Consider the following 26,185-nt stretch of genomic DNA (forward strand, 5'->3'; position numbering starts at 1 on the left):
GGGGCTTGCACGTTTCCGCAGTGGTTCAGTTGTCGCACACTATGACTTGGAAGACGGTTAACCGTCAACGGTCATCCGTTAACGTTGACCGTATGCAGTTGTGCGGGATAGTCTCCGGGTCGGCGGAGACTCAGGAGAGGAGAGCTGGTGTCGATCACCAATCCGTTGCGCAACCCACCGCTCGGAGATCAGCTGCTCGCCCAGCTCCGCTCGCTCATCGTGCGTGGCGAGCTGAGCGTGGACACGCATCTGGTCGAGGGCCGGATCGCGGAGCGCTTCGGAGTGAGCCGCGGGCCGGTGCGCGACGCGCTCCGCCAGCTGGAGATCGAAGGGCTGGTGGAGACGCGCAAGCGGGGCGTCTTCGTCCGTGGCCTGTCCGACCAGGACCTTCGTGAACTCTACGCGCTCCGCGGCGCGCTGGAGAGCCTGGCCATCAAGGAGGCCGTCGCCCGCCTCGACGCCGCCGACTGGTCCCCGGTCGACGAGGCGGTCGAGCAGATGCGGGCCGCCGCCGCCGACTCCGACGCCGCCAAGTTCGCCGCCGCCGACCTCGACTTCCACAGCGGCTTCTACACGATCGGCGACAACCGCTGGCTGACCGCCACCTGGGCGCTGCACCGGCCGCTGTTCGCGGCGGTGCTGGAGATCACCAACACCGACCGCGACCTGGTGCCCGTCGCCCAGGACCACGCCGACCTCAGGGACATCGTCCGCTCGGGCGACGTCGACGCCGCGCTGGCCGCGCTCGCCGCGCACCTCGACGGCTCCTGCGCCCGGATCCGGGCGACGCTGATCGAGCGGGAGCGCGCCCAGCCCGCCCTCTGACCTCCCCCCGGCCTGTTCCCTCCGCTTGCCGCCCGGGGTTCCGCCCGCCTTCCATCGATCCCGCCTGCCATCAGTGACGTACCGAGGCATCGCCGTGCCTCGCCATCGACGAACCGAGGTCCCGCCATGCCGGAAAACCGAGAGAACACCCCACCCCGTGCCGAGATCCTCGCCGCCGTCCCGACCTTCTTCGACGAGGCGGGGGAGCTCGACCACGCCACCACCAAGGCGCACTTCACGGATCTCGCGCGCCGCGTCGACGGGGTCTTCGTGTGCGGCACCACCGGCGAGTTCCCCGCGCTCGACCGCGCCGAGCGCCGTGCCGTCGCCGAGCTCGCGCTGGCCGTGTTCGGTCCGGAGCGGGTCGTGGTGCACGTCGGCGCCGCGGCCACCCGGGAGGCGGTGGCGCTGGCCCGCGACGCCGTGGCGCTCGGGGCGCGCAGGCTGGCGACGCTGACCCCGTACTATCTGCCTGCCGACACCGGCGCCGTGCTCAGGCACTTCGCCGCGGTGACGGAGGCGGCGGGTCCCGCCGCCGTCTACGGCTACCTCTTCAGCGAGCGCTCCGGCGTGGTCGTCGAGCCTGCCGACTTCGCGGCGATGGCCGCGGAGACCGGGCTGGCCGGCGCCAAGCTGAGCGGCCTGGCAGCCGAGCGGTTCGCGGAGTACCGCGCGGCGCTGCCGGCCTCCGCCCGGGTGTGGTCGGGCTCGGACACCAGGCTCGCCGAGGTCGTCCGCGGCGGCGGCGCCGGAGTCGTCTCGGGGCTGTCGGCGGCGTTCCCCGAGCCGTTCGCGCTGCTCGCCGACGCCGTGGCCGCCGGGGACGCCGACGCGGAACGTTCCGCCCAGGCGCGGGTGGACGAGGTGCTGGCCACGCTGGGCGGCACCGTCGAGGGCATCAAGCTGGCGCTGAGCCACCTCGGACGCGGTACGGGCGCGCTCCGCATGCCCGCCCCCGAGATCGGCCCCGACCTGCGTCAGCGCATCGCGCGGCTGGCCGAGACGCTCCCGAGGCCCTGATGATCCGCCGGGAGTTCGTGACCATTGACGACCCCCGGTGGACGCAGTGCCACGCGTCCACCCTCGCGGTGGTGGACGGAATCCCCGTCGTCGCGTGGTTCGCCGGGACGAGGGAGGGCACGCCCGACAACCGCATCCGCGTCGCCCGGGGTGGAGAGGTGTCCACCCTGGCCACCGGCAGGGATGTCGCGCACTGGAACCCGGTGCTGGCGCCCGGCCCCGACGGCGCGCTGTGGCTGTTCTGCAAGGCGGGCGAGCGCATCTCCGAGTGGATCACGCTGGTCACCCGCTCGTACGACGCCGGCGCCACGTGGGAGCCGGTACGCGAGCTCGTACCGGGAGACCGGTCCGGCGGCCGGGGCCCGGTCAGGAACCCGCCGCTGCTCGCTCCCGGAGGGCGGCGCTGGCTGGCCCCCGGCTCGACGGAGCGGTGGGGAGAGCCGCCGCGCTGGGACCCGTTCGTGGACGTCTCCGACGACGGAGGGCTGAGCTGGACGCGCGCCCCGATCCCCGTCGACCATGACGTGCTGGCCGGGGCCGGGCACATCCAGCCCGCGCTGTGGTGGGGAGCGGACGGCCCCGTCGCGCTGATGCGCAGCACCGAGGGGCGGGCGTACCGCTCGCTCTCCCGCGACGGCGGGCGTACCTGGACGCCCGCTGAGCCCACGAGCCTGCCGAACAACAACAGCGGCCTCACGGCGGTCGCGCTGCCGTCAGGGCGGGTGGCCTGCGTGCACAATCCGAGCGCCGAGTCGTGGGGCAGCCGCTGCCCGCTCGTGGTGTCGCTGTCGGACGACGACGGGCTGACCTGGCACGCGGGCCCCACTGTGGACGACGGCGTCGTCCCCGTCGATCCGGCCGTGCCACGGCTCCTGGACGACCGCGGCACCCGAGCCGGCTTCGCGGGGATGGCCGCCGGCAGCGCCGAAGCCGGCTTCGCGCCGGGGGGCGCGGGGATGGCCGCCGGCAGCGCCGGTGCCGGCTTCGCGCCGGGCGATGCGGGTGTCGTCACCGGCGGCGTCGCCGAGTACAGCTACCCCTCCGCCGTCCTCACCCCCGACCACCTCCTCGTCACCTACACCTGGCAGCGCAGGGGGATCGTCCTCGCCCGGCTGCTCCTTGCCGATCTGGAGCCGCGATGACCAGCCCGTACCCCCATGGGATCGACCGCGACCAGTTCATGGCCCGCCACCAGGCCAACCACGTCCAGGTCGCCTACGCCCCCGACGCCGCCACGGCCGGCAGGGCGCTCGTCGCGAAGGCGGCGTACTTCCACCGCCTGGGCGTGGAGGTGCACGTGTGCGGAGACGTCGACATCCGGGCGTAGGACGTGCGCTCTGGGGCGGCGCATATCTCGCACCGGGAAATATCCGATCTGCCGCGGGCGACGTGGCAAGATTGAGCGGGCCGGACTGTGGCGAGTTTGCCGATTGAGGGGCACGGATGGCGACTGCTCACGATAAGGGTGACCTGGCCGAAACACCCGGTAGGGATGCCGTCGGGTCCGGGCCGACCGCGCTGCGCATCCTGGTCGGGGCGCAGCTGCGTCGATTCCGGGAGGCCAGCGGGATCTCGCGCGAGGACGCCGGATACGCCATCCGGGGGTCCCACTCCAAGATCAGCCGCATGGAGGGCGGGCGCACGAGCTTCAAGCCGCGCGACGTCGCCGACCTGCTCACCCTGTACGGCGTGGCCGACGAGAAAGAGCGCGAGGCCGTGCTCGCCCTGGCCAAGCAGGCCAACGAGCCCACCTGGTGGCACGACTACCGCGACGTGGTCCCCGACTGGTTCGAGGACTACCTCGGGCTCGAGCAGGACGCCGCGTTGATCCGCACGTACGAGGTGCAGTTCGTGCCCGGCCTGCTGCAGACCGAGGAGTACGCCCGCGCGGTCTTCAGCGGGGGCAACAAGGGCGACTCCGCGGAGCGGATCGAGCGCCGCGTCGAGGTGCGGATGCGCCGCCAGCGGATCCTCGCCCCGCCCCTGTCACGCAAGCTCTGGGTGGTGCTGGACGAGGCGGTGCTGCACCACCGCGTCGGCAGCCCGGAGATCATGCGGGCCCAGCTCGAGCATCTCGACCGGATGGCCGCGCAGCCCAACATCACGGTGCAGGTGGTCCCGTTCACCGAGGGCTGGGCCGTCGGCGGCGTCGGGCCCGTCACCGTCCTGCGCTTCGCCCAGGCCGGGCTGCGCGACGTGGTCTACCTCGAGCAACTGGCCGGCGCCCAGTACCTCGGCAAGGAGTCCGAGGTGCTGCCGTACCAGACGCTGATGGACGAGCTCGGCGTGCAGGCCGCGCCCGCGCCCGACACCCCGGCCATCCTGCGTAAGATCATCGACGCGCTCTGACCGTCACGGTTTGCGGCCCACGCCGCAGAACGCGTCCACCTCCGGCGGCAGCCCGAACACGTCGGACTCCAGCTGCCAGCGGGAGACCGACACGATGCCGGGATCCACGAGCTCCAGCCCGTCGAAGAAGCGGGCGATCTCCGCGGGGGTGCGCAGCCGGTACTCGTACACCTCGCCCTTGTCGATCAGCTGCTCGGCCTCCGCGGCCGCCTCTGGCTTGACGGTGTTCGTGCCGTCCTCGAACACCAGGTAGCTGCCCGAAGGCAGCGCGTCCATCAGCTGGCGCACCAGCGCGTACGCCTCGTCGTCGTCGACGATCGTGCCCATCACGCCCAGGAGCATGAGCGCGGTCGGCCGGCTGAGGTCCAGCGTCTTGGCCGCGAACTCCAAGATGGTGTCCGGCTCGCGCACGTCGGCCTCGATGTAGTCGCAGGCCCCTCGCGGGTCACTGGCGAGCAGGGCGCGCGCGTGCACCAGCACCAGCGGATCGTTGTCGACGTAGACGACCCGGCTCGTCGGGTCCACCCGCTGGGCCACCTCATGGGTGTGGTCAACGGTCGGCAGCCCCGTGCCGATGTCCAGGAACTGCCGGATGCCGGCCTTTCCGGCGAGATGCCGGACGGCTCGCCCCAGGAAGACCCGAGTATGACGGGCGATGTCTTCCATCCCCGGATAGACGTCCCGGAGTTTCTCCGCGAGCTGCCGGTCGACAGGGTAGTTGTCCTTGCCGCCCAGCCAGTAGTTCCACACCCTGGCCTGATGCGGCTTGCTGGTGTCGATCCTGGAAAGGAGCGCGGGGTCCAGGGGTGAGTCATCCGTCACGAAGAGCTTCACCTCTTATGTTGATATGTCGCATCTACGTATCTTGAGAGCTTTTGCCTTTGTATCAGGCGCGCTCGGCGGTGTCATTGGGGCTCAGTGACAAATCCGGTGAACCCGCGCGGGCGAGGGGCCGTACCTCGCTGTAGGACGAGATGGGGAGGTCGGCCACATGCGGCGCCGGATCACGATGGTGAGTGTCGGGCTGCTGTCGCTGGCGCTGGTCACCGTGCCGGTCACTGTGCTGACCACTGTGCTGACCACTGGGCCGGCGGATGCGCACGGCGCGCTGCAGAGGCCGCTCAGCCGGGCAGCGGCCTGCGGCGCCGACAGCCCGCTCAAGACGCGGCCGGCCGCCTGCCGCGCGGCCGTGGCGGCGAGCGGCAGGGCCATGCCCGCCGACTGGGACAACCTGCGGGTGGCGAACGTCGCCGGCAAGGACCGCGAGGTGATCCCGGACGGCAAGCTCTGCAGCGGGGGCCTCCCCGAGTTCAAGGGGCTCGACCTCGCCCGCGCCGACTGGCCGGCCACGACGCTGACGGCGGGAGCCAGCTTCACCTTCAGGTATCGCGGCACCATCCCGCACCGCGGGACCTTCCGGCTGTACGTCACGAAGAACGGCTACGATCCGGCCAGGCCGCTGAAGTGGTCCGACCTGGAGCGCAAGCCGTTCCTCCAGGCCACCGACCCGAAGCTGGCCGACGGCTCGTACGTCATCGAGGGCCGCCTGCCCACCGGCAGAACCGGTCGCCACCTGATCTACACGATCTGGCAGAACTCCGACACCCCGGATACCTATTACTCCTGCTCGGACGTGATCTTCCGCGCCGCGACGGCGGTCCAGGCTCAGCCCCGGCCGGTGGCCTACAGGACCGCCGGGTACACCGGCATCCCCTGGCCGGTCACCGTGGCGGTCCTGTTCGTGGCCGGAGCCGGGGTCCTGACCGTCCTCACGGTCCGGCCGCGTCGTCGTTAGCGCCACGTCATGGCTCTGGGATCTCCAGCAGGGCGGTGCTGAGCCCGCATACCGCCGTGATCAGGTGCTCGCCCAGCCGGCGCCACGACTGCTCGGCGTCGGCCGGGGCGACCAGCCCCATGGCCAGGTCGCCTTCGAGCTCGGCGCACATGTGCACGACGAGCAGGCGGATCATGGCTCGGTACTGGGCGGCCAGGTCGGGATCGCGGTCCGGCCGCGGGGGCCAGAGCTTCTCCAGGCGCTGGAACGAGGGCGTCCGCAGGCTCGCCTGGACGGCATGCTCGCGCAGGGAGGGCTCGACGACGGCCTGGGCGAGGAAGCGCCCGTACCAGGACGGCGTGCCCAGCTGGATGTGATGCTCGATGTGCGGCGTGAGGATGCAGGCGATCCACTCCCGGAGGGACACCTCGCCCGACGCCTCCAGCGCGGCCACCATCGGGATCCGGTGCTCGTCGATGGCGGCCGCGTGGCGGGCCAGGATCGCCTGGATCAGCTCATCACGGGTGCTGAAGTGGTATTGGACGGCGGACTTGTTGCGCTGGCCGGCCGCCTCGCTGATCATCCTGATGGAGACGTTCGCGAACCCGTGCTCGGCGTAGAGCTGTTCGGCGGTGTGCATCAGCTTGTCCCGGGCGCGCGTCGATCGGGGAGACGGCGTGGCGACCGCCGTACTGACTTGCATGGCTGATCCTTGATCTCGTCTTTCTGCACCGTCCCCCGACGATTATCGCCCCTTACCCGGTCACCACGTGACCCATACGTCCTGGAGCCCGCCGGTCATCCCGCCGGTACGCATCCGCAACTCCTCCGGAGCGTCCCGCAGCCGCAGGTCCGGCAGCCTGCGCGCCAGGGTGTCCAGCACGACCTGGAGCTCGACCCTGGCCAGCGGCTGCCCGAGGCAGTAGTGCGGCCCCGCGCCGAAGGTCAGGTGCTGGTTGCTGTTCGGCCGCCGCGGGTCGAACCGGTCCGGATCGGCGAACTTGCCCGGGTCGCGGTTGGCGGCGGCGATGCTGGGGATCAGCGTGGCGCCGGCGGGCACGTCGACGTCGCTGAGCGTGATCTCCTCGGTGAGGTACCTGGGCACCCCGCCGATGGCCGACAGCGTGCTGTCCAGGCGCAGCACCTCCTCGACGGTGCCCGGCACCAGGTCGGGGTCGTCGACGACGGCCTCGAAGCGCTGCCGGTCGGCGAGCAGCATCGCCATCATGATCCCGATCATGTTGGAGGTCGTCTCGTGGCCGGCCAGCAGCAGTCCCCTGACGGTGCTGATCAGCTCGGGCTTGCTGAGCCGGCCGTCCTCGGCGTCGGTGATCTGGGTCAGCTCGCTGAGCAGGTCGTCGCCGGGGTTCTCCCGGTTGCGGTCGATCAGGTCCGACACGTACGCGGAGAACTCCTGGTAGGCCTGGTCGACCTCTTCCTGGGTGTTGCGCGTGAGCGTGAGCATGGTGGTGGACCAGTGCGCGAACTTGTCCTGGTCCTCGGCCGGCGCTCCGACCAGCGCGCAGATGACCCGCACGGGAAGCGGCAGCCCCAGCGCGGTCGACAGGTTGCCGGGGGAGCCCTTGGCCACCATGGCGTCCAGCAGGTCGTCGGCCATCGCCTGGACCCTTGGCCGCCACACCTCCATCTTCCGTGCAGTGAACCAGCGGCTGAGCAGGCGACGCCACCGCATGTGGCCCTGCCCCTCGCTGATGTCCATGGTCTCGTCCCTGCGCCGGTTGAACAGGCCGCCGTCCTCGGTGGTGGCCAGCCGGGCGGCGCCCTCCCTGGCGAGGTTGCGACTGAAGCGCGGGTCGGCCAGCACGGCGCGGGCGTCGTCGTACCTCGTCACCAGGGTGGCCACATCGCCGCTCGGCAGCCGTACGTGCGCCACGGGGCATTTCTCCCGCAACTCCGCGAGCTGTGGCGGCGGCTCCAGGGCCGTGGGACGGTCGAACGGGAACTCCGGGATCGCGTCAGCAGTCATCTTCGTCCTTCAGCTCGAAAGGCCCGACGCTTCCGAATATAAGGCGACCGCCTTAATAAGACAATCGCCTCGAAAAGCCTCTCGGGTGAGTTCCGGCATCTTGTACCTCGCATGTATATACTCGGGGTATAGTCCCTCGACATGATCGCTCTCTCCAAAGCAATCCGCCCGTTCGCCGTGGGCCTGCTCGCTGTGACGGCGACCGCCGGGCTCTTCTCCGCGCCCGCGGCGGCCGCGTCAACCACGCCGTCTCTCCCGCGGCCGACCGGGACTCATCCGGTCGGCACCACCTCCCTGCATCTCACGGACACCTCTCGCCCGGACCCCTGGGTTCCGACGGCCGAGGCCAGGGAGCTGATGGTCTCCCTCTGGTACCCGGCCAAGGCGCCGGGCCGTGAGCGGGCGCCGTACATGACGGCGAAGGAGTCGGAGCTCCTCCTTGAGGACAGCGGCATCACCGGCGTGCCCGCCGACGCGCTGAGCAAGACCCGCACCAACGCCTTCACCGATGCCAAGCCGGCGGGCCGCAGGCACGGCCTGCCCCTTGTCGTGCTCTCGCCCGGCTTCGGCAAGCCCAGGAGCGAGCTCACGGGGCTGGCCGAGGAGCTGGCCAGCCGGGGATATGTGGTGGCCGGGATCGAGCACACGTACGAGAGCGTCGCCACCACCTTCCCCGACGGACGGGTCACCACGTGTGTCGTGTGCGAGATCGACAAGACCCCGACATGGTGGGAGAAGCTGGAGAAGGGGCGGGCGGCTGACGTCTCCTTCGTGCTCGACGAGCTGACCGGGTCGCACCCGAAGTGGAAGGGCGCTCGCCTGATCGACCCCTCCAGGATCGCGATGGCCGGCCAGTCGGTCGGCGGCGCGAGCACCATCACCACCATGCTCGCGGACTCCCGGGTACGCGCCGGGATCGACATGGACGGGACCACGGACATTCCGATCCCGGCCGGCGGGCTGTCACGGCCGTTCATGTTCCTGGGCAAGCCGTCCACGTACACCCCGGGAACCGGGAAGGAGGCCGCCTCGTGGGAGCGTGATTGGAAGAGCATGACCGGCTGGAAGCGCTGGCTCCTCATGACCGGTGCGGTGCACGTCTCCTTCACCGACTACGGCCTGCTGACTGATCAGCTCGGCGTCGACGATGGGGCCGGCCTGCCCGGCGCCCGATCCCTGGAGATCACCCGCCAGTACGTGCGCGCCTTCTTCGACCTGCACGTGCGCAAGCAGGCACAGCCCCTCCTGGACAAGCCGTCGGCGCGTTACCCGGAGATCAAGTTCTGTGCCCCTGAGAAGAGGACCTGCGCCTAGAGGGTGTTGGCGCGCTGTGCCGCCTGGTAGACGGCCATCGCCTCGTTGCCGAAGAACGGGCCGAACATGAAATCGGGGGCGAAGTTGTACTTGAAGCTGTTGACGGAGTTCAGCATGCCGAGCCCGGTGGACTCGTTGAAGCTCTGGAACCAGGGCCCGCCGCTCGCCCCGCCGGTCATGTTGCAGCGCAACCCCTGATCCGTGGTCATGACGGTGTCGTTGAACGTGCGCCCGCTGCAGTAGATCAACCGGGAGCCGTCGAACGGCGCCGCCGCCGGGTAGCCGAAGGAGAACATCTGCCGCCCCCTGGGCTGGTTGAACGCCACGCCCTGCCCGCCCACGACGTCGGTCAGCGTCCGCCCCTGCAGCGGCGCGACCACGGCGGCGGCGACGTCGAAGTTGATGTCCTCGCGGGCGTTCCACTGCTGGGTGGTCAGCAGCCTGGTGGCCACCCACGTGCCGAACGGGCGCCGGCCGTTGTCGAAACCGGGGACGAACACCCAGTTCCGGTGCGAGGCGCCGTCCAGCTTCACGCAGTGCCCCGCGGTCATCACGACGCTCTCGTTGGCGCTGGTCACGGCCGAGCCGGAGCAGGAGGCGTTGTTGCCGTCCGCGGTGGTGAAGAAGACGCGCCCGGTGGTGCGCACGACGGCGCCACCGTCGGTCCAGCGCAGGCCCGGGCTGTTGGGCACCGCGGCCACTTGCCGGGCGTCGACGGCCGCGGTGCCGCGGACCGACCATGGGGAGCCCTGGACGGCCGAGGAGGTCCCGCGGGTGGTCCAGGGGGTGCGCCGCGCGATGGTGTCGGAGGCGCCGTGGGTGGCCCACGGGTCGCCCTGGGTCGGCCCGCCCGAGCGGGTCCGTCGCGGCCTGGGCGTGTCCAGCGGCTGGGCCGCCAGCATGCGCTGCGGCGTCCAGTACTGCTGGACGCTCCTGGCCTCCGACCAGGAGTCCGCGGCGGACCATGCGGCCGGCCTGGGGTCGAGGCCGTTCGTGGCGCTGGCCTGCGCGGTGCTCACCGGGGCCAGGGCGCCCGCCACGGTGATCGCGACGGCGGAGAGCAGGACGACTCTGCGGTGCATTCGTACCTCCCGAAACCGGAATCTGCCGCATGGAGGTACGTACGCGGACATCCATCCGCCTCAAGGCATACGCAAATGGATATAACTCAGGCCTGTCCTTACCGGTGCAGCAGCCGGGCGGGGACCGCGTCGGCCAGCGCCTTGTAGCCGGCGGGGCTCAGGTGGAGGTGGTCGCCCACGTCGAAGGCCGCGACCAGGCGGCGCGGGTCGGCGGGGTCGCGGACGGCCCGGTCGAAGTCGATCACGGCGTCGAACCTGCCGCTGGTGCGGATCCACTCGTTGACCGCCTGCCGGGCCGCCTCGCGGTGTCCCTGGGCGTCGTCGTAGAAGCTGCCGCCGAAGGGGGTGAGCGTGGCACCGTACACGCGGATGTCCTGCGCGTGCGCGCGCACGATGATCTGGTCGTAGGCGGCGATCAGCTCGTCGGCGACCTTCTTCTGGGCGTCCTGGGTGTCCGCGGCGGTGCCGAGGTCGTTGACGCCCTCGAACACGATCAGCCAGTTGACGCCGCTCTGCGCGAGCACGTCCCGGTCGAGCCGGGCCAGGGCGTTGGGGCCGAGGCCGTCGTTCAGCACCCGGTTGCCCCCGGCCGCCTGGTTGGCGATGGCGACGCCCGCGGTGCGGCGATCGGTCCGCAGCCGGTCGAAGAGCTGGTCGGGCCAGCGGTTGTTCTGGTTGGTGGTCGAGCCCCGGCCGTCCGTCAGCGAGTCGCCGACCAGCGCGAGCGTGGCGGTGGCGGGCTTGGACCAGATTTCGATGCCGCTGAGGAAGTACCAGTGGTCGACGGGGGTGGCGCCGGTCAGGTCCGCGGCCTCGGCCTGGTTGCCCTTCGCCAGGTAGGAGGTGGTTCGGGAGCCGGGGTGCGAGGTGATGTTCGTGGATGCCTGCCCGTCGGCGAGGTACGCGGTCACGCTCAGCACGGCGCCCGCGGGCAGCGCGAGGTCGAGCGGGTCGGAGACGACCTGTGCACCGACGGACACCACCGTCGAGGGGCGCCCGTAGAAGGTCACCGGCTGGAGGGTCTGCGGCTGGATCGCGCTCACCCCGGCCTTGCCCTCGCTCGGGAGCGCCACGGTGACGCGCGTGATGGGCAGCGACGCGCCGCCGAACGCGTTGGAGAAGCGCAGCCGCATCCGCTGCCCGCCGACCGACACCCGCACGGTCTGCCGCACCGTGCTGTCGGCCAGGACCACGTTCTCCAGCGTGTACGGCGCAGGCGGCATGTTGTCGGGCTCGGCGAGCTGCGGCATCGCCGTCCACGTGGTGACCCAGTGCCCGTCGGGCTCGGAGGACCCGTCAGCCGCTCCCGCCGTCCCCATGGCGAGTCCCAGAACCGCGACGATGGCCAATTGCAGCGCCCTATCCATAGACCGGCCTCCCGAAATGTTTCGGGAGGATGTCGAATATTTCGGTAGCGAACGTATGACAGGTGGCCTCCGTGGTCAATGGTGTCCTGGGATGTCCGGTTCGTGATGAGGTCACGCCCGGCTCATGATCGCGTCTCTGGTGGGTTGATTCGCAGGCCAGCAGGGTTGTACCCAGTCGATGCGAAGGAGTCGTCATGGGTGTCCTGCTCAGGAAGTGGCACGGCCCGCTGAGCTGCTGTGCGGTGGCGATGGCGGTGCTGGCCGCCGTCAGCGTGGTGGGGCTCGTCGTGGACGAGCGAACGGTGCTCGGCCAGGGAGTGTGGCTCAAGCCGTTCAAGTTCGCGCTCTCCTTCGGCCTGTACGCCACCACGCTGGCCTGGATGATCGCGCAAGCCGGACGGTGGCGGCGGACGCTGTGGTGGCTGGGCACGGTCACGGTGGCCGGGTTCGTCGCCCCGGAGATCACCGCCATCACCTTCCAGGCGGCCCGCGGCGTCCCCAGCCACTTCAACCTCTCCACCGCGCTGGACGCGACGGTATTCATGATCATGGGTGGCGCGGCCTACCTCGGCTGGCTGCTGACCTTCGTGATGGGGATCCTCCTGATCGCGCAGCGCCGGGTGGACCGGGCGATGGCATGGGCGATCCCGCTCGGGCTGGCCGTCTCGCTCGCCGGCATGTCCATCGGCTACCTGATGACCGCCCCCACGCCCGGCCAGGCGGAGCAACTGGCCAGCGGACTGAGCCTCGCGACGGTCGGCGCGCACGGCGTCGGCGGGCCCGACGGCGGCCCCGGCATGCCGGTCACCGGCTGGGAGACCGGCTCGGGCGACCTGCGGGTGGCGCACTTCGTCGGCCTGCACGCCCTGCAGGTGCTCCCGCTGGTCGCGATCGGCCTGCGCATGCTCTCCCGCCGGTTCGCCGTCCTCGCGAGCGGCGCCACCCGCACGGGGCTGGTGATCACCGCGGCGTTCGGGTACGCGGGGCTCACCGCGCTGGTGCTGTGGCAGGCGCGGCGCGGCCAGGCCCTGGTCCACCCCGACGCGCTCACGCTGGGGGCCGCCGCGGGTCTCGTCGCGCTGGTGTCCGCCGCCGCGGTCGTGATCCTGGCCGTCTCCGCACCCCGGCGTGCCACGCTACGGGACATGCCCGCCCGCCCGGCCGCGACGCTCGCCGGACGGTGAGGCCGTGAGGCGTCCGGCCCGCCCTGCGGCGACGCTCGCCGGGCGGTGAGGCCGTGAGGCGTCCGGTCCGCCCTGCGGCGATGGTCGCCGGGCCGTGAGCCGGTCCTCGCGTCAGGGTGGTGAGCCGGTCCCCGGGGCCGGGCGGCGGCGAGAGGTCTCCTAGGCTGCACGGGTGCGCAGGCAGGCGGAGCTGATCGTGGTCGTGGCGTTCGCGGCCTTCGCGAGTATCTACGTGGTGGCGGGCTCGCCCTTGGCGCTGGCCGTGTTCGGGGTGCAGGTCGCCTTCGCCCGGCGGCGGTCGTGGTGGCTGGTCGCTCTGCAGGCCGCGCTGGCGTACGCCTCCGTGCTGCTCCACGGCTCCTCCGTCGGCATCCTCGGCTTCGTCGGCGGGTCTCTGCTGCTGACCTCGCTGTGGCCGCTCGCCCTGGCGGTGGTGGCCAGTGCCGCGTTCCTCGGCCCCGCCGACCCCGTGATCAGCATGATCCTGATCTCCCTGGTCGTCTACGGCCTGACCAGGATGATCGACCGGATCGAGGAGGTGAACGCGGCCAGGCTGTCCCTGGCCGTGGCGGCGGCGGCCGAGGAGCGGTTGCGCATCGCCGCCGAGCTGAGCACGGGCCTGGGCAGGGCGCTGTCCGCGATCGCCGCCGGAGCGCGTACGGGCCTCCCCGACGTGGAGACGGCGCGCCAGGCCCTGGCCGAGGCCAGGGCGGCGGCGGCGAGCTACCGGGCCATGTCGCTGGCCCCCGAGATGACCACCGCCAAGGCGATGCTGACCGCCGCGGGCGTCACCGTGGACGTGCGCATGGGGCACACCGAGCCGCTCGGCCCGGCGGGCGCGCTCCTGGCGGCGGTGCTCAGGGAGGCCGTGACAGAGATCGTCCGGCGGCGCACGGCCGCCACCTGCCTCATCGAGACCCTTACGGAAGGCGACACGGTACGGCTGCGCGTCACCAACGACGGCGCGCGCACGGCCGGCGACGAGAGCCTCGGCGACCTGCCGGCCCAGGTCGAGGCGGCAGGCGGCACGCTCGCCGTCGAGCTCGCCGGTGACGCCTCGATGACCGTGGAGGCCATGCTGCCCACCACGCGCCCGCCCGGCCGGCCGGCTCGCGACAGCGCCCTGTCGATGGCGCTGCTGGCGGCCGTGCTGGTGGGGTTCTCGGTCAAGGCGCTCCTGCTGGCCGGCTCGCTGTGGCCGGTGGGCCTGCTGGCCGTCATCGTCGTCATGCAGCTGCGATCGGTCGAGGGGCGGCACCCGGTGGCACTGTCGATCATGGCGGTGCTGACGTTCGCCCCGCTTCCGCTCTTCGGGCAGGCCTGGCTGGGTGTGGCGGGGTTCCTGGCGGGGCCGGTCCTGCTGGCCTTCTCATGGGCGGTGGCGCTGCCGCTGGTGGCGGCCGTCGTGGCGGCCGTCGCGACCGCCGGCGTGCTGCTGGGCCTGCCGGTCCCGCTGACCGTGAACTACGCGATCAGCACCCTGGTGACCGGCCTGGCCGTGTACGGGCTGCTCAGGCTGGCCCAGCTGGCCAGGGAACTGCGCGAGTCGAGGGACGGCCTGGCCCGCGCCGCCGTGCTCGAGGAGCGCCTGCGCGCCGCCCGCGACCTGCACGACCTGCTCGGCCACACCTTGGCGGCCATCCTGCTCAAATGCGAGCTCGCCCGCCGGCTCGACGCCGAGCGGGCCCGCAAGGAGCTCGACGACGTGCTGGCGATGACCGAGCGGGCGCGGGAGGACCTGCGGACCGTGTCGGGCGAGCACGGGGAGCTGTCGCTGACCGCGGAGGCGGAGTCGGCCCGCTCGGTGCTGGCTGCCGCGGGCATCGAGGTCCTCCTCGACCTGGGCCACGACCGGCTCGGCAGAGAAGTGGACACCACGCTCGGCATCGTGCTCAGAGAGGCCGTCACCAACGTCCTGCGGCACAGCTCGGCCGGCCGGTGCACGATCACGACGTCCGTACGGGACGGCGCCGTCCGGCTGAGCGTGCGCAACGACGGGGTGCGCTCCCCGCAGGGGCGCCGCGGCTCGGCCGGGATCGGCAACCTCACCACCCGGCTCGCGGCGCTCGACGGGCAACTGGCCGTCGGCCACGAGGACGGCTGGTTCGAGCTGGCCGCCACGGTGCCCACGCGGTCCTGGGCGCCCGTCTAGATCCAGCCGGCCTCGGTGGCGATCCGTACGGCGTCGGTGCGGTTGCGGGCGTTGAGCTTGGTGACGATCGCGGTGATGTAGTTGCGGACGGTCCCCGCGCTCAGGAAGAGCTGACCGGCGATCTCGGTGGCCTCGCCGCCCGCCGCGACCAGCCGCAGGACGTCGGCCTCGCGCGGGGTGAGCGGGTTGTCGGCCAGGTTCCAGGCGGTGATGGCGAGCGAGGGGTCGAGGACGCGTTCGCCCCCGGCCACCTTTCTGATCGCGGCGCTCAGCTCCTCCGGCGAGGCGGTCTTCAGGAGGAAGCCGTCCACCTGGGAGGCGAGCGCGCGGCGCAGGTGGCCCGGCTTCCCGTGCCCGGTGAGCATGAGCGTGCGGCACCCCGGCAGCCTGGAGCGCAGCTCGCCGGCGGCCCCGAGGCCGTCGATCTCGCCGGGCATGTCGATGTCCAGGACGGCCACGTCCGGCCGGTGGACCAGGGCGGCGGCGACCGCCGCGGCCCCGGACTCGACCGCCTCGACGACCTCGATGTCGGGTTCGAGGCCGAGCAGGGTCACGAGGGCTTCCCTGATGACGTGCTGGTCCTCGGCCAGGAGCATACGAATCACCTGACCATTATGTCCGGATCATGATGAGGTCATGGCGGGGTCGTGACCGGCTCTCTGGTGGGTGAAAGCGCAGATCAGCAGGCTTGGTCCCATGACAGAAGCAGTGCGGTTGGACGCGGTGAGCAAGGTGTACGGCAGGGGCCAGAGCGCGGTCGCGGCCCTGCGCGAGGTGTCGGTCGGCATCCCCCGGGGGACCTTCACCGCCGTCATGGGGCCCTCGGGCTCGGGCAAGAGCACGTTCCTGCATTGTGCGGCCGGTCTCGACGTCCCCAGCTCGGGCGCGGTCCGGCTGGGCGGCGCCGACCTGACCGGCATGGACGAGAACGCGCTGACCGAGCTGCGGCGGCAGCGTGTCGGCTTCGTGTTCCAGGCGTTCAACCTGGTCTCCGCGCTGACCGTGACGGAGAACATCACGCTGCCGCTCAAGCTGGCGGGCGCCCGCGTCGACGGAGCCTGGCTGGAGGAGGTCGTGCACCGGGTGGGCCTCGGCGGACGTGCCGATCACCGCCCGGCCCAGCTCTCCGGCGGCCAGCAGCAGCGGGTGGCGATCGCCAGGGCGCTGGTGACCAGGCCGGAGGTGCTGTTCGGTGACGAGCCGACCGGCGCGCTGGACACCATGACCGCCCGCGACGTGCTGACCCTGCTGCGGGAGGTGGTCTCGGCGCTCGGCCAGACCGTGGTGATGGTCACCCACGACCCGGTGGCCGCCTCCTACGCCGACACCGTGCTCTTCCTGGCCGACGGCCGGATCGTGGACGCGATGACCGCCCCGACCGCCGAGAAGGTGGCCGAGCGCATGACCCGGCTGGGGGCGTGGAAGTGATGATCTCCTTCGCGTTGCGGACGCTCAGGCACCGCAAGGCCGGCTTCGCCGGCGCGTTCGTGGCCCTGCTGTGCGCGGCCGCGCTGGTGACCGCCTGCGGGATGCTGCTGGAGACGGGCCTGCGCGGCGAGGTGGCGCCCGAGCGGTACGCCGGCGCCCCCGTGATCGTGGCGGGGGACCAGTACGTCAGACAGGTCAAGCAGAGCGGCAAGGAGAAGGCCAAGCTCCTGTCGGAGCGCAGATGGATCCCCGCCTCGCTCGCCGGGGAGATCCGGCGCGTCCCCGGCGTCACCAAGGTGGTGACCGAGGTGACCTTCCCCTACGCGGGGTTCACCGCCCACGGGTGGGAGTCCGCCGCGCTCACCCCGTTCACGCTCGCCAAGGGGCGCGCCCCCAAGGCGGCGAACGAGGTCGTCGTGGACGCCCGCCACTCCGGCCGGACGGTTCCCGGCTACCGCGTCGTGGGAGTGACCGCGCAGGCGCTGCCCGGCCAGGACACGGTCTTCTTCGCCACCGGCGAGGCCCGCCGCCTGGCGGGACGCGACGGCCTGGTCACGGCGATCGGCGTCTGGCCCGGGGTGGACGTCACTGTGGAGGGCGCGCTCGCCTACACCGGCGACGAGCGCGGCGCGGTCGAGTTCCCCGGCGCGGAGGGCGCCCGGGTGAAGCTCATCAGCCTGGGCGGCGCGCTCGGCGGCACCTCGCTGCTGGTGGCGATCCTCGTCGTGGTGGGCACGTTCGCGCTCTCCATGCAGCAGCGCCGGCGCGAGATCGCCCTGCTGCGGGCCGTCGGCGCCCTGCCACGGCAGGCCAGGAAGCTCATCGGCGGCGAGGCCCTGCTCATCAGCGTGGCCGCCGGGGTGCTCGGCTCCGGAGGAGGGATCCTGCTGGGGTTCTGGCTGCGGGACAGGTTCGTCGAACTGGGCGCGATCCCCGCGAACCTGCGGCTGGTCGTCAGCCCGTTCCCCGAGATCGTCGCGGTGCTGGCCACTCTGGCGGCCGCGTGGGTGGCGGCACGCGTCTCCGCCCGCCGTACCACCAGGATCAGGCCGGTGGAGGCGCTGGGAGAGACGGCGATGCCCGCCGACTCCCTCCCGCCGGTGCGGCTGGTCGCGGGCCTGCTCGCCCTCGCCGGTGGGGTGGCGGTGACGATCGTGCTCTCCCACCTGTCCACGGAGGCGGCCTCCACCCCGGTCACCATGCTGACCGCGCTGCTGTGGACGATCGCGGTCGCCCTGCTGGGACCGGCGATCGCGCGGGCGGCGACGGCGCTGCCGCTGCGGGCGCCCGGCGTGGCGGGCTATCTGGCGCGGAAGAGCCTGCGCGCCGGGACCGGGCGGCTGGCCTCGGTGATCACGCCGTTGACCCTGATGACGGCGATGACGTGCACGATCCTGTTCGTGCAGACCACCATGGGACACGCCGCACGGACTGAGGTGACCGCGGGCGTCAAGGCCGACCACGTGCTCGCCCCGGGCGCGTCCGTGGCCGCCGTCCGCCGTACGCCCGGCGTGCGCGCCGTGACGGAGGTGCTGCGGACGTCGGTCAGGATCGACCTCGAGAAGTACGAGGCCCAGGCCGTCACCCTCGACGGCCTGGAGCAGACCATGGACCTGGGCGTGGTGGCGGGCTCTCTCAACGGGCTGAGCGACACGTCGGCGGCGATCAGCCGCACCGCCGCCTCCCGGCTGGACGTGGGCGTGGGCGACCAGGTCCCGCTGGTGCTCGGCGACGGCACTCCTGCCGTGGTGCGGATCGCCGCGATCTACTCCCGTGGCCTGGGGTTCGGCGACCTGACCCTGTCACGCGGGCTCGTCGCGGCCCACGTGGACGACGCCCGTGGCACGCTCCTGGTGGCAGGCGGGGCGCTACCTGCGGGGACCGTGCTCGCCGAGAGCTCGGGCGGCGGGGCCGGTGCGGCGGTCGCATTCGTCGCCATGGGGCTGATCATCGCCTTCTGCGCCATCGCCGTGGTCAACACGCTGGCCATGTCCACCCTGGCCCGCTCCCGCGAGCTCGCCCTGCTGCGGATCGTGGGCACCACGCGGCGGCAGGCGGCGCGGATGCTGCGCGCGGAGACGCTGACGGCGCTGGCCGTCGCCGTGGTCGTCGGGACAGCGATCTCGCTGGTCACGCTGGCGGCCTTCAGCATGGGGATGACGGGGTCGGTGCTGCCGTACGTGCCGCCGCTCGACTATCTCGCGGTGGTCGCCGCCGTGGCGGGGCTGGCGCTGGCGGCCACGGCGATCCCGGCCCGGTTCGCACTGCGGTCCCGACCGGCTGACGCGCTCGGGGCGCGCGAGTGACAGGCGGGTCTAGAACGAATCAGGCGAATGTCCAGCGAGGTGTAAGTATCCCCGTCCAATCTGGAGGAAATACGCCTATTGCCACGGGGTTGTAGATGCGCCGAATGCTGATCGCGCTGGGCCTGGGCCTCGTCGTGCTGGCACCCGTGCCGGCCGTGGCCGCCGCGCCGTCGTACACGCTGCCCAAGACGGTCATCACCGCCACGGTGCACCGCGACGGCACGGTGAAGGTGGTCGAGGAGCACACGTTCCGGTTCTCCGCCGCCGGCCACGGTGCCTACGTGGACATCCCGCGCCTGGACGGGACCCAGGTGGAGGGCGTCACGGTCGGCGAAGGGAAGGCCGAGTACCGTGCCGAAGGGACGCCGGAGCTGAACGTGGAGCGCCCGGGGGAGACGTTCGCGGAGGGCGACTGCACGGACGGGCCGCATCGGGTGGTCTGGTACTTCTCCGCCGAGCCCGGGAGCACGCACACGTACCGGCTGGCGTACACGCTCAAGAGCGCGGTCACGGCGTACGAGAAGCACGCGTTCCTGCACCTCCCGCTCTGGGGCAGCGGCTGGAAGGGCGAGCTGGGGCAGTTGCGGGTCTCTGTACGGCTGCCGCGCGCCGCCAAGGGCGGTCACGAGCAGTACCGGGCGTACGGGCGTTCGGACAGCGGCTTCAAGCCCGCCCTCTCCAAGGACAGGCGGACCGTCACCGGCACCGCCCGGGACGTGGCCGCCGGGCATCCCGTCTCGCTCGACCTGGCCTTCCCCACTGCCCAGCTGACCGACGTGACCCTGGGGAAGGGGACCGGCGCGGCCAGGCTGGCCAACCTCGAGAAGAGCGTGCCGGAGGCGGCCACGACCTCTGAGTGCGTGCTGGAGGACTCCATGGCGCAGCAGGACTACGAACCGCGTGAGGCGTTCTCGGACACGGGCTCCGCGCCCACGGCGTCCACCGGCTGGATGGGCATGATGTTCGTGCTGGTCCTGATCATCGCCGTGGTGTCGCTGCTGGCCAAGGCCGGGAGAGCCGGTGGGTGGTCCTCCGGGACGTCATCACGGCCGCGCTCCTATCACCGGCACACCTACCACTCGCACACCTGGAGCAGCGGTTCCGACAGTTCCAGCAGCTCCAGCAGCTCCAGCAGTTACGACTTCGGCAGCTCCAGCAGCTACGACTCCGGCAGCTCGGGCAGCTCCGACTCTGGCAGCTCCGGCAGCAGCTCCAGCGACGGCGGCGGCGGAGCCTGGTGAGCCGTTAATTCGGTTGCGCCGGGTTTCGGCAAGCCCATACGGTTACGGACATGCGCCTTTACCTGTAATTCGCACTCAGCAGCGAAACCGCCTCAGTCCACCCAGACGCGGCAGCTGTGCATGTCGAGCGGCCTCCATGAGCCGCGTCGCGAGTTACGTAGAGGAGCTTCCTTATGCGAGTTCGTTCAGCCAAGAAGAAGAACCGGCCCGAGTTGCCCGCGCCACGGCAAATGCCCAGGATGCCGCAACGCCCGGTCGCGCCACCCAGGCGCATCCCGTCGAAGGGTCGCTGAGACAACTACCCGGGATGGTAGTTAACGAGCGCCGCCTCCACCGTACGCCAGGAGGCGGCGCTCACCCTTTTCGCGTGAGGCGCGACGGTGCGGTGGCTGACCGTAATTGTTGATTACTCAGTGCTATCGTCGGGGAGTCATGTCGTCATGATTGCCGGGGGGAACGTTGCGGACATTCGTACGGATCGCCGTAATAGCCGTCATAGGCTGCAGTGCATTGTCGGCCGCGAACGCCGCGGCGGCCTCCGCGCCGCCTCGCGCGAACTCCCTGCTCGCCGGGCTCTTCGGCGCGGACCTCGGCTCGGTGGTGAGCGCGCTCCCCAGCGTTTTCTGCGGCAATCGGCTGGTCAGCTACAACTCGCCGGCGCCCAATTCGCCGACGAAGTGCGTCAACGGCCCGGTGAACTCCGGAAACTCCACCAACAGCGGCAACTACCACAATGATGGAGACCCCATCAACAGCGGTAACTTCTCGAATGCCAACGGCTCCACCGCCAGCAACAACACCATCAATGGCGGCAACACCGCCAATGGCTCCCAGCGGTTCGGTGGCCGGTGATGCGCAGAGCCGGAGCGGTCGTGGGGTGTCTCGGGCTGATGTTGACGACGACCGCGATGTCGATGCCGTACGCGTCTCACCGTGACGGCGGCAACTCCTGGAACAGCGGAAACTACTGGAGCAAGGGCCGTCAGATCAACAGCGGCAACTTCTCGTTCGCGAAGAACTCCCCGAAGAGCAACAACGTTCACGGAGGATCCAACTTCGCCAACGGCTTCCAGTGCTTCATCGAGCGCAAGAGCATCGTCAAGCGCGGCTGCTGACCGGCGTCCTCGCCGGTCGCAGCGCGCCCGCCAGGGCCAGCGCGACCAGCACCCCGGCGCCGCCCGCCAGCGCGATCGCGGGCCCTGGCGCGAGCACCTCGCCGAGCGCTCCGACCAGCGCCGCCCCGGCCGCCTGGCCCGTCATCAATCCGGAGGACTGCAGCCCGAACGCCTGGCCCCGCACCTCCTCCGGCGCCGACTCCACGAACCGCCGCTGCAGCCCGAGCTGGTACGACAGCCCCGCGGTCGCCACCGCGGCCAGCACGGCCGCCCACGCGATCCCGGGCCCGAGCGCGAAGCCCAGCCAGGGCGCGCCGACCAGCACCGCCAGCGGCAGCGAAAGCCGCTCCCGCAGTCCCGGCCCGGCGAACCTGCCCACCGCGAACTCCCCGACCGCCATCCCGCCGGCAGCGGCCGCGAGCACCACCCCGGCCTGACCCTGCCCGCCCAGGTACGGCACGACCATGGCCTCGGCCCCGGCCAGGCACACGCACGGCAGCCACCCGGCCAGCAGCAGCCCGCGCACCCGCCCGTCGGCCAGCAGTTGCCGGTTCACTCGCACCGTCTCACGTATCGCGCCCGCCTTGGCCGAGCTCGGGCCGCTCTCACGTGCCACGCCTGCTCCGACCGTGCCCGGCGTCGCCTCACGCGTCGCGCGTGCTCCGGTCGTGCCCGGCGTCGTCTCACGTGTCGCGCGTGCTCCGGTCGTGCCCGGCGTCGTCTCACGTGTCGCGCGTGCTCCGGTCGTGCCGCGCGCCGGTCGGTGCGGCAGCCCGGCCCTGAGCACCACGGCCGCCACCACGGACAGCCCCGCGGTCGCGGCCAGTGCCCCGGAGGGTCCTGCCCAGGCCAGGAACGCGCCCCCGGCCGCCAGCCCGACGATCTGCGCGCTCGCGGAGGCCACGTTCAGCAGCGACCGCCCCAGCACGAACGCGTCCCCTGGCAGCACCTCGGGCAGCATCGCCGCCCGCGCGGCGAAGAACACCGGCGAGAACAGCCCCGTGACCAGCACCAGCGCCAGCATCGCCCACACCGGCAGCCCCGCGTACGCCAGCAGCAGGCACGTCACCGCCCTGACCAGCTCGCCGGCCACCATCAGCGCCCGCGGCGGCACCCGGTCGGCAAGCGAGAGCAGGAACAGCCCGCCGAGGATGAACGGCAGCCAACCGGCCATGTAGGCGGCGGCCGACAGGCCGGGGGAGCCGGTCCGCGCGTACACCAGCACGGACATGGCCAGCATCTTGATCGAGTCGCCGCCGACCAGCAGCGCGAAGCTGCCGAACAGCACCCTGAACTCTTTGACGGCGAACACCTCGCCGAACGTCGCCGCTTTCACGCTCACGATGCTCGGATCGGCCCGGCGAATTGGCGACTGTTTCGGATATAACCGAAAGGTGCTCGTGACGATCGAGGTCACCCCGCAGGACCTGGTGGCCAGCAGGTTCGCGATCTCGCCGCTGATCGAGACCATGCACGCGCAGTGGGTGCTGGCGGGCCGGGTCGAGGCGGGCGTGCACGGCCTGTGGGCCGCGCGGTGGCGGGGGACGTACCGGGAGCTCGAACGCGCCCACCCCGCGCTGCGGGCCGTGGCCGCGATCAGCGGCAACAAGGGAGACGCGAACGTCGACTTCATCGCGCCGCCGCCCACGGCGGTGGACGTGCCGTTCGAGTCGGAGCTGGCCGCCATGCGGGCGACGCCGCTGGAGCAGGCCCATGCGGAGATCGCCAGAGTGCTGGCCAGACGGCCCGCGACGGGATGGGTCAGGGACCTGCTGACGGGGCCGCGAGTGGTGGAGCGGTTCGCGGACGCGTACGAGGCGCTCTGGACGGAGATCATCTCCCACGACTGGCCCCGCTTCCGCGCGATCCTGCAGCGGGACGTGGCCCATCGGGCGGGACGGCTGGCGGCCTACGGCTGGGCGGCGGCACTGGAGGACCTCAGCCCGCGCGTCCACTGGCGTCCGCATGACCAGATCGAGATCGAGATGACCCACTCCAGCGGGTCGCACCGGCTCGACGGCAAGGGGCTGCTCTTCCTGCCCTCGGCGTTCACGACCCGCATCGGCGCCTACCTGGAGGACGCCTGGCCGTACGCCATGATCTACCCTGCCAGGGGCACCGGCGCCACGCCGCCGGCGCCCGACGCCGACCTGTCCGCGCTGATCGGCCGCAGCCGCGCCCGCATCCTCGCCGAGCTGGCCGAGCCGGCCACCACCACGCAGCTCGCGGCCCTGCTCGGGCAGAGCCTGGGCACCACGGGCGGCCATCTGTCGGCGCTGCGCCGGGCGGGCCTGATCGTGGGCACGCGCGTCGGCCGCGGCGTCCTGTACGCGCGCACGCCGCTCGGCGACGCCCTGGTCAACCGCTGACGTTCCGAGCCACCCGGGATCCGGGGTCGCCTATTTCACGGACAATCCACTCAACGGCTCTCGATCTTCGTGCCCCGGCTGCCGGTATGTGTTGGGGCTGCTGCCGTGAATGCGCTTGAAGGCCGAGCTGAAGCTGAAGGCGTCGGCGTATCCGACGCGGTGGGCGACGGAGGCGACCGTTGCGCCGGGCTCGTTGAGCAGGTCGGCGGCCAGCGCCATCCGCCAGCCGGTCAGATAGGTCAACGGCGGCTCGCCGACCAGCTTGGTGAAGCGGCCGGCCAGGGTGGTGCGCGAGACGTTCGCGACGGCCGCGAGCGAGGCGATCGTCCACGGCCGGGAGGGGTCGTCGTGGATGGCACGCAGGGCAGGACCGACCACGTCGTCACCGAGGGCGGCGTACCAGCCGGGCGCTTCGGCCTCCGGCCGGTCGAACCAGTCGCGCAGCGTGCACACCAGCAGCCAGTCGAGCAGGCGGTCCAGGACGATCTGGCGGCCGGGACGGCAGGCCAGCAGCTGCGCTTCCAGGTAGGCGCGCATGCCGGCGCAGTCGGCATCCTCGGGCAGCACGATCAGGGACGGCAGAATCCGCACCAGGCGCCGCGCCACCTCGCCGTTGACAAGATAGGAGCCGACCAGCAGGACCGTATCGCCGGTGATGTCACCGCCGTGCCGGGCATCGCTGACGTCACCGCCGTGCCGGGCGTCGGTGATGTCACCGTGCCAGGCATTGGTGACGCGCCGCGGCGCCTCGGTGTCGGAGAAGACGAACGGCTCCGGCCCCCGGACGATGGCCGCCTCGCCCTCCCTCAGCCGCCGGGCATCGCCGTCGCGGATGATCCAGCCCTCGCCGCGCAGGGGCACGCAGAGCGTCAGCGACGCCTGGCCGGTGAACGTCAGGGCCCACGGCGGCGACAGCACCGAAGCGCCGAAGACGGAGCCTTCGCCGCGTACGCCGTGCAGGAGGTCATCGAACGGATCCACGGGCCTCACCATAACCGGACGATCGGAAAGGTCCCGCGTACGCGTGGCCATGGTCGCCGGGTCGCCGGCCCGGTTGGCTGTCGGTCATGAACGACATCGTGATTCTCGGTGCGACGGGCAAGACCGGCCGTCGTGTGGTGGAGCTGCTGCGTGCGGAGGGCAGGCGGGTCCGGCCCGCGTCCCGTTCCAGTGAGGTGCGTTTCGACTGGTTCGACCGGGCCACGTGGGAGGGCGTGCTGTCAGGGGCGGACGCGGTGTACCTGGTCCCGCCGGAGGACCCCGCCGCCGTACGCGACTTCGTCAAGCGGGCCGAGCGGGTGAAACGGTTCGTGGTGCTGTCGGGGCGCGGGCTCGAGCACGCCGGCGACACGTACTGGCAGGGGATGAGGGCCGCCGAGGAGGCGGTAGGCGCATCGGGCGCGGAATGGACGATCCTGCGGGCGAACAACTTCAACCAGAACTTCTCCGAGGACCTGTGGCATGCGCCGCTGCTGGAAGGACGGCTGGCGCTGCCGGTCGGCGCGGCGTTGGAGCCGTTCGTCGACGTCCATGACATCGCCGCGGTCGCGGCGCGCGCCCTGACCGCGGACGGCCGCCACGGCGGGCAGGTCTACGAGCTGTCGGGGCCGCGCGGACTGACGTTCGGCGAGGCCGTACGGATCATGGGGCAGGCGTCCGGCCGGACGATCGAATACGTCGAGCTGACCCCCGAGGAGTACCGGACCGGACTGCTCGCCGAGGGACTTCCCGAGGAGGTGGCCGACGAGCTGGGCGACCTGTTCGCCGTGATACGTGCGGGCCATGTGGCGGAGCCCGCCGACGGGGTCCAGCGCGTGCTGGGCCGCCCGCCCATCAGCTTCGAGGAGTACGCCGCCCGCGCTTGGGCCGTCTCCCGCCCCTGACCGCGTCGCCACTCCTGTGACGGCCGGGACGGGCCCTGACGGACGGTACGCCGCCTCACTCCGACGGCAGGAGGAAACGCCAGGTCACGGAGTAGACGCGACCGTGGCCGTCCCGGTAGAGCGGCCACGGTCCCGGCCCCTTGACCCGCTTGACGGAGCGGATCACCGCCTTCGCCTGGCGGCCCGTCAGCTTCCTGACCAGGACGTCCGTGTCACCCTTGGCGGGCTCGCGGATCGCGGACGGCCACGGCGCGTCCGCCTTCCGCTCGGACGAGAGCTCGGCCACCAGCCGTACCCGGTCGGCGCGGTAGGCGCTTCCTTCGCGCCGCACCCGGTCGGCGAGCGTGGTCAGGGTCCGCTGGGCGCGGTAGAGGGCATCGGGGTAGCGCTTGCCGCCGAATCCCTGGAGGGCGTAGGCGCTGACCGTACGCAGGGTGCTGCCGCCGGTCCAGACACCGAGGGTCGTCGTAGTGGCGTCGTAGACCCTCGGTCCGCTGGGGGTGGGGGTCCGAGGCTGGTCGTCCAGGTCCTTCCTGAGCGACCGGACGAGGGCACCGACATCGGCGGACGTCAGCCGCAGCCGGCGGTCGGCGTCGGCGACCGCCAAGCCGTTCCCGTAGATGATGATCTCGGGTGGATTGATCGCCTTGAACCCGGGCCGGATGTAACCTCCCCATTCCCGCAGCAACGCGACCACCTGACGGCTGCCCGGCCGCTCGTCCGGCCGGGCGGCCTCGGCGGCGGCGGGGTGGCCGATGGCCGCCAGCATCGAAACAGCTGTCACCAGAA

The 26,185-nt window shown here is 71.7% G+C and carries 25 protein-coding genes; 16 read left to right on the forward strand and 9 right to left on the reverse strand.

Features of this window, described 5'->3' with window-relative positions; translation table 11 throughout:
- Positions 1–147 precede the first annotated feature (147 nt).
- From AB0H84_RS14345 to AB0H84_RS14365, 5 genes are all read left to right on the forward strand, one after another.
- Positions 148–825, forward strand: coding sequence for a GntR family transcriptional regulator (locus AB0H84_RS14345; RefSeq protein WP_357603303.1), 678 nt, complete (start codon positions 148–150; stop codon positions 823–825).
- Positions 826–951: 126 nt separating this feature from the next.
- Positions 952–1,845, forward strand: a complete 894-nt coding sequence (locus tag AB0H84_RS14350; RefSeq protein ID WP_357603305.1) for a dihydrodipicolinate synthase family protein — start codon at positions 952–954, stop codon at positions 1,843–1,845.
- 17 nt (positions 1,846–1,862) lie between these two features.
- Complete coding sequence (locus tag AB0H84_RS14355; RefSeq protein WP_357603308.1) at positions 1,863–2,987, forward strand: sialidase family protein; 1,125 nt, start codon at positions 1,863–1,865, stop codon at positions 2,985–2,987.
- A complete protein-coding gene (locus AB0H84_RS14360) occupies positions 2,984–3,172 on the forward strand; it encodes a hypothetical protein (protein ID WP_357603311.1) in 189 nt (62 codons plus the stop codon). Before AB0H84_RS14355 ends, AB0H84_RS14360 begins: the two co-directional genes overlap by 4 nt.
- 116 nt (positions 3,173–3,288) lie before the next feature.
- On the forward strand, positions 3,289–4,194 hold the full coding sequence (locus tag AB0H84_RS14365; protein WP_357603314.1) for a helix-turn-helix transcriptional regulator: 906 nt from the start codon (positions 3,289–3,291) through the stop codon (positions 4,192–4,194).
- Positions 4,195–4,197: 3 nt separating this feature from the next.
- Here AB0H84_RS14365 and AB0H84_RS14370 read toward each other — a convergent pair whose 3' ends face one another.
- Entirely contained in the window at positions 4,198–5,016 is an 819-nt protein-coding gene (locus tag AB0H84_RS14370) for an SAM-dependent methyltransferase (protein ID WP_357603317.1), read from the reverse strand.
- Positions 5,017–5,185: 169 nt separating this feature from the next.
- On the opposite strand from AB0H84_RS14370, the gene AB0H84_RS14375 reads away from it, so the two are divergent.
- Positions 5,186–5,989: a lytic polysaccharide monooxygenase gene (locus tag AB0H84_RS14375; RefSeq protein WP_357603320.1), complete on the forward strand. Its 804-nt coding sequence runs from the start codon at positions 5,186–5,188 to the stop codon at positions 5,987–5,989.
- Positions 5,990–5,996: 7 nt separating this feature from the next.
- Here AB0H84_RS14375 and AB0H84_RS14380 read toward each other — a convergent pair whose 3' ends face one another.
- On the reverse strand, positions 5,997–6,671 hold the full coding sequence (locus AB0H84_RS14380; RefSeq protein ID WP_357603323.1) for a TetR/AcrR family transcriptional regulator: 675 nt from the start codon (positions 6,669–6,671) through the stop codon (positions 5,997–5,999).
- Between the two features lie 60 nt (positions 6,672–6,731).
- The gene (locus tag AB0H84_RS14385) at positions 6,732–7,955 is read right to left on the reverse strand and encodes a cytochrome P450 (protein ID WP_357603325.1); all 1,224 of its coding nucleotides are present in this window, start codon (positions 7,953–7,955) and stop codon (positions 6,732–6,734) included.
- A 141-nt stretch (positions 7,956–8,096) separates the two neighbouring features.
- Here AB0H84_RS14385 and AB0H84_RS14390 point away from each other — a divergent pair, with 141 nt between their 5' ends.
- Positions 8,097–9,269: an alpha/beta hydrolase gene (locus AB0H84_RS14390; protein ID WP_357603328.1), complete on the forward strand. Its 1,173-nt coding sequence runs from the start codon at positions 8,097–8,099 to the stop codon at positions 9,267–9,269.
- Here the strand turns inward: AB0H84_RS14390 and AB0H84_RS14395 are convergent.
- The gene (locus tag AB0H84_RS14395; protein ID WP_357603331.1) at positions 9,266–10,351 is read right to left on the reverse strand and encodes a peptidase; all 1,086 of its coding nucleotides are present in this window, start codon (positions 10,349–10,351) and stop codon (positions 9,266–9,268) included. The genes AB0H84_RS14390 and AB0H84_RS14395 overlap by 4 nt on opposite strands.
- 98 nt (positions 10,352–10,449) lie before the next feature.
- Positions 10,450–11,718, reverse strand: coding sequence for an SGNH/GDSL hydrolase family protein (locus AB0H84_RS14400; RefSeq protein WP_357603333.1), 1,269 nt, complete (start codon positions 11,716–11,718; stop codon positions 10,450–10,452).
- A 194-nt stretch (positions 11,719–11,912) separates the two neighbouring features.
- Here AB0H84_RS14400 and AB0H84_RS14405 point away from each other — a divergent pair, with 194 nt between their 5' ends.
- Positions 11,913–12,902: a hypothetical protein gene (locus AB0H84_RS14405; RefSeq protein ID WP_357603336.1), complete on the forward strand. Its 990-nt coding sequence runs from the start codon at positions 11,913–11,915 to the stop codon at positions 12,900–12,902.
- A gap of 172 nt (positions 12,903–13,074) precedes the next feature.
- Positions 13,075–15,054 (forward strand): histidine kinase, encoded by a 1,980-nt coding sequence (locus AB0H84_RS14410; RefSeq protein ID WP_357603339.1) that lies wholly within the window; start codon positions 13,075–13,077, stop codon positions 15,052–15,054.
- Here AB0H84_RS14410 and AB0H84_RS14415 read toward each other — a convergent pair.
- Positions 15,051–15,659 carry a response regulator transcription factor gene (locus AB0H84_RS14415; RefSeq protein ID WP_357603341.1) on the reverse strand — a complete coding sequence of 203 codons (609 nt, stop codon included), beginning with the start codon at positions 15,657–15,659 and terminating at the stop codon, positions 15,051–15,053. The two genes, AB0H84_RS14410 and AB0H84_RS14415, sit on opposite strands and share 4 nt — an antisense overlap.
- Before the next feature lie 91 nt (positions 15,660–15,750).
- On the opposite strand from AB0H84_RS14415, the gene AB0H84_RS14420 reads away from it, so the two are divergent.
- The 5 genes from AB0H84_RS14420 (at position 15,751) to AB0H84_RS14440 (ending at position 21,144) form a co-directional block, all read left to right on the forward strand.
- Positions 15,751–16,482, forward strand: a complete 732-nt coding sequence (locus AB0H84_RS14420) for an ABC transporter ATP-binding protein (protein WP_357603344.1) — start codon at positions 15,751–15,753, stop codon at positions 16,480–16,482.
- Positions 16,482–18,788, forward strand: coding sequence for an ABC transporter permease (locus AB0H84_RS14425; protein WP_357603743.1), 2,307 nt, complete (start codon positions 16,482–16,484; stop codon positions 18,786–18,788). Before AB0H84_RS14420 ends, AB0H84_RS14425 begins: the two co-directional genes overlap by 1 nt.
- Before the next feature lie 95 nt (positions 18,789–18,883).
- A complete protein-coding gene (locus tag AB0H84_RS14430; RefSeq protein WP_357603347.1) occupies positions 18,884–20,029 on the forward strand; it encodes a DUF2207 domain-containing protein in 1,146 nt (381 codons plus the stop codon).
- 510 nt (positions 20,030–20,539) lie between these two features.
- Positions 20,540–20,881, forward strand: a complete 342-nt coding sequence (locus AB0H84_RS14435; RefSeq protein ID WP_357603350.1) for a hypothetical protein — start codon at positions 20,540–20,542, stop codon at positions 20,879–20,881.
- A 38-nt stretch (positions 20,882–20,919) separates the two neighbouring features.
- A complete protein-coding gene (locus AB0H84_RS14440) occupies positions 20,920–21,144 on the forward strand; it encodes a hypothetical protein (protein WP_357603353.1) in 225 nt (74 codons plus the stop codon).
- On the opposite strand, the gene AB0H84_RS14445 is transcribed toward AB0H84_RS14440, so the two are convergent.
- The gene (locus AB0H84_RS14445; RefSeq protein WP_357603356.1) at positions 21,128–22,480 is read right to left on the reverse strand and encodes an MFS transporter; all 1,353 of its coding nucleotides are present in this window, start codon (positions 22,478–22,480) and stop codon (positions 21,128–21,130) included. The genes AB0H84_RS14440 and AB0H84_RS14445 overlap by 17 nt on opposite strands.
- Positions 22,481–22,538: 58 nt before the next feature.
- On the opposite strand from AB0H84_RS14445, the gene AB0H84_RS14450 reads away from it, so the two are divergent.
- Positions 22,539–23,513 carry a winged helix-turn-helix domain-containing protein gene (locus AB0H84_RS14450; protein WP_357603358.1) on the forward strand — a complete coding sequence of 325 codons (975 nt, stop codon included), beginning with the start codon at positions 22,539–22,541 and terminating at the stop codon, positions 23,511–23,513.
- A 30-nt stretch (positions 23,514–23,543) separates the two neighbouring features.
- Here the strand turns inward: AB0H84_RS14450 and AB0H84_RS14455 are convergent, their stop codons facing one another.
- Positions 23,544–24,494: an AraC family transcriptional regulator gene (locus AB0H84_RS14455; protein WP_357603360.1), complete on the reverse strand. Its 951-nt coding sequence runs from the start codon at positions 24,492–24,494 to the stop codon at positions 23,544–23,546.
- An 86-nt stretch (positions 24,495–24,580) separates the two neighbouring features.
- Between AB0H84_RS14455 and AB0H84_RS14460 the strand changes: the two genes are divergently transcribed.
- The gene (locus tag AB0H84_RS14460) at positions 24,581–25,396 is read left to right on the forward strand and encodes an NAD(P)H-binding protein (protein ID WP_357603362.1); all 816 of its coding nucleotides are present in this window, start codon (positions 24,581–24,583) and stop codon (positions 25,394–25,396) included.
- A 55-nt stretch (positions 25,397–25,451) separates the two neighbouring features.
- Here AB0H84_RS14460 and AB0H84_RS14465 read toward each other — a convergent pair whose 3' ends face one another.
- Positions 25,452–26,180 (reverse strand): hypothetical protein, encoded by a 729-nt coding sequence (locus AB0H84_RS14465; protein ID WP_357603364.1) that lies wholly within the window; start codon positions 26,178–26,180, stop codon positions 25,452–25,454.
- Between the last annotated feature and the right edge of the window lie 5 nt (positions 26,181–26,185).

This window comes from Nonomuraea sp. NPDC050786, assembly GCF_040654115.1.
Taxonomy (GTDB): domain Bacteria; phylum Actinomycetota; class Actinomycetes; order Streptosporangiales; family Streptosporangiaceae; genus Nonomuraea.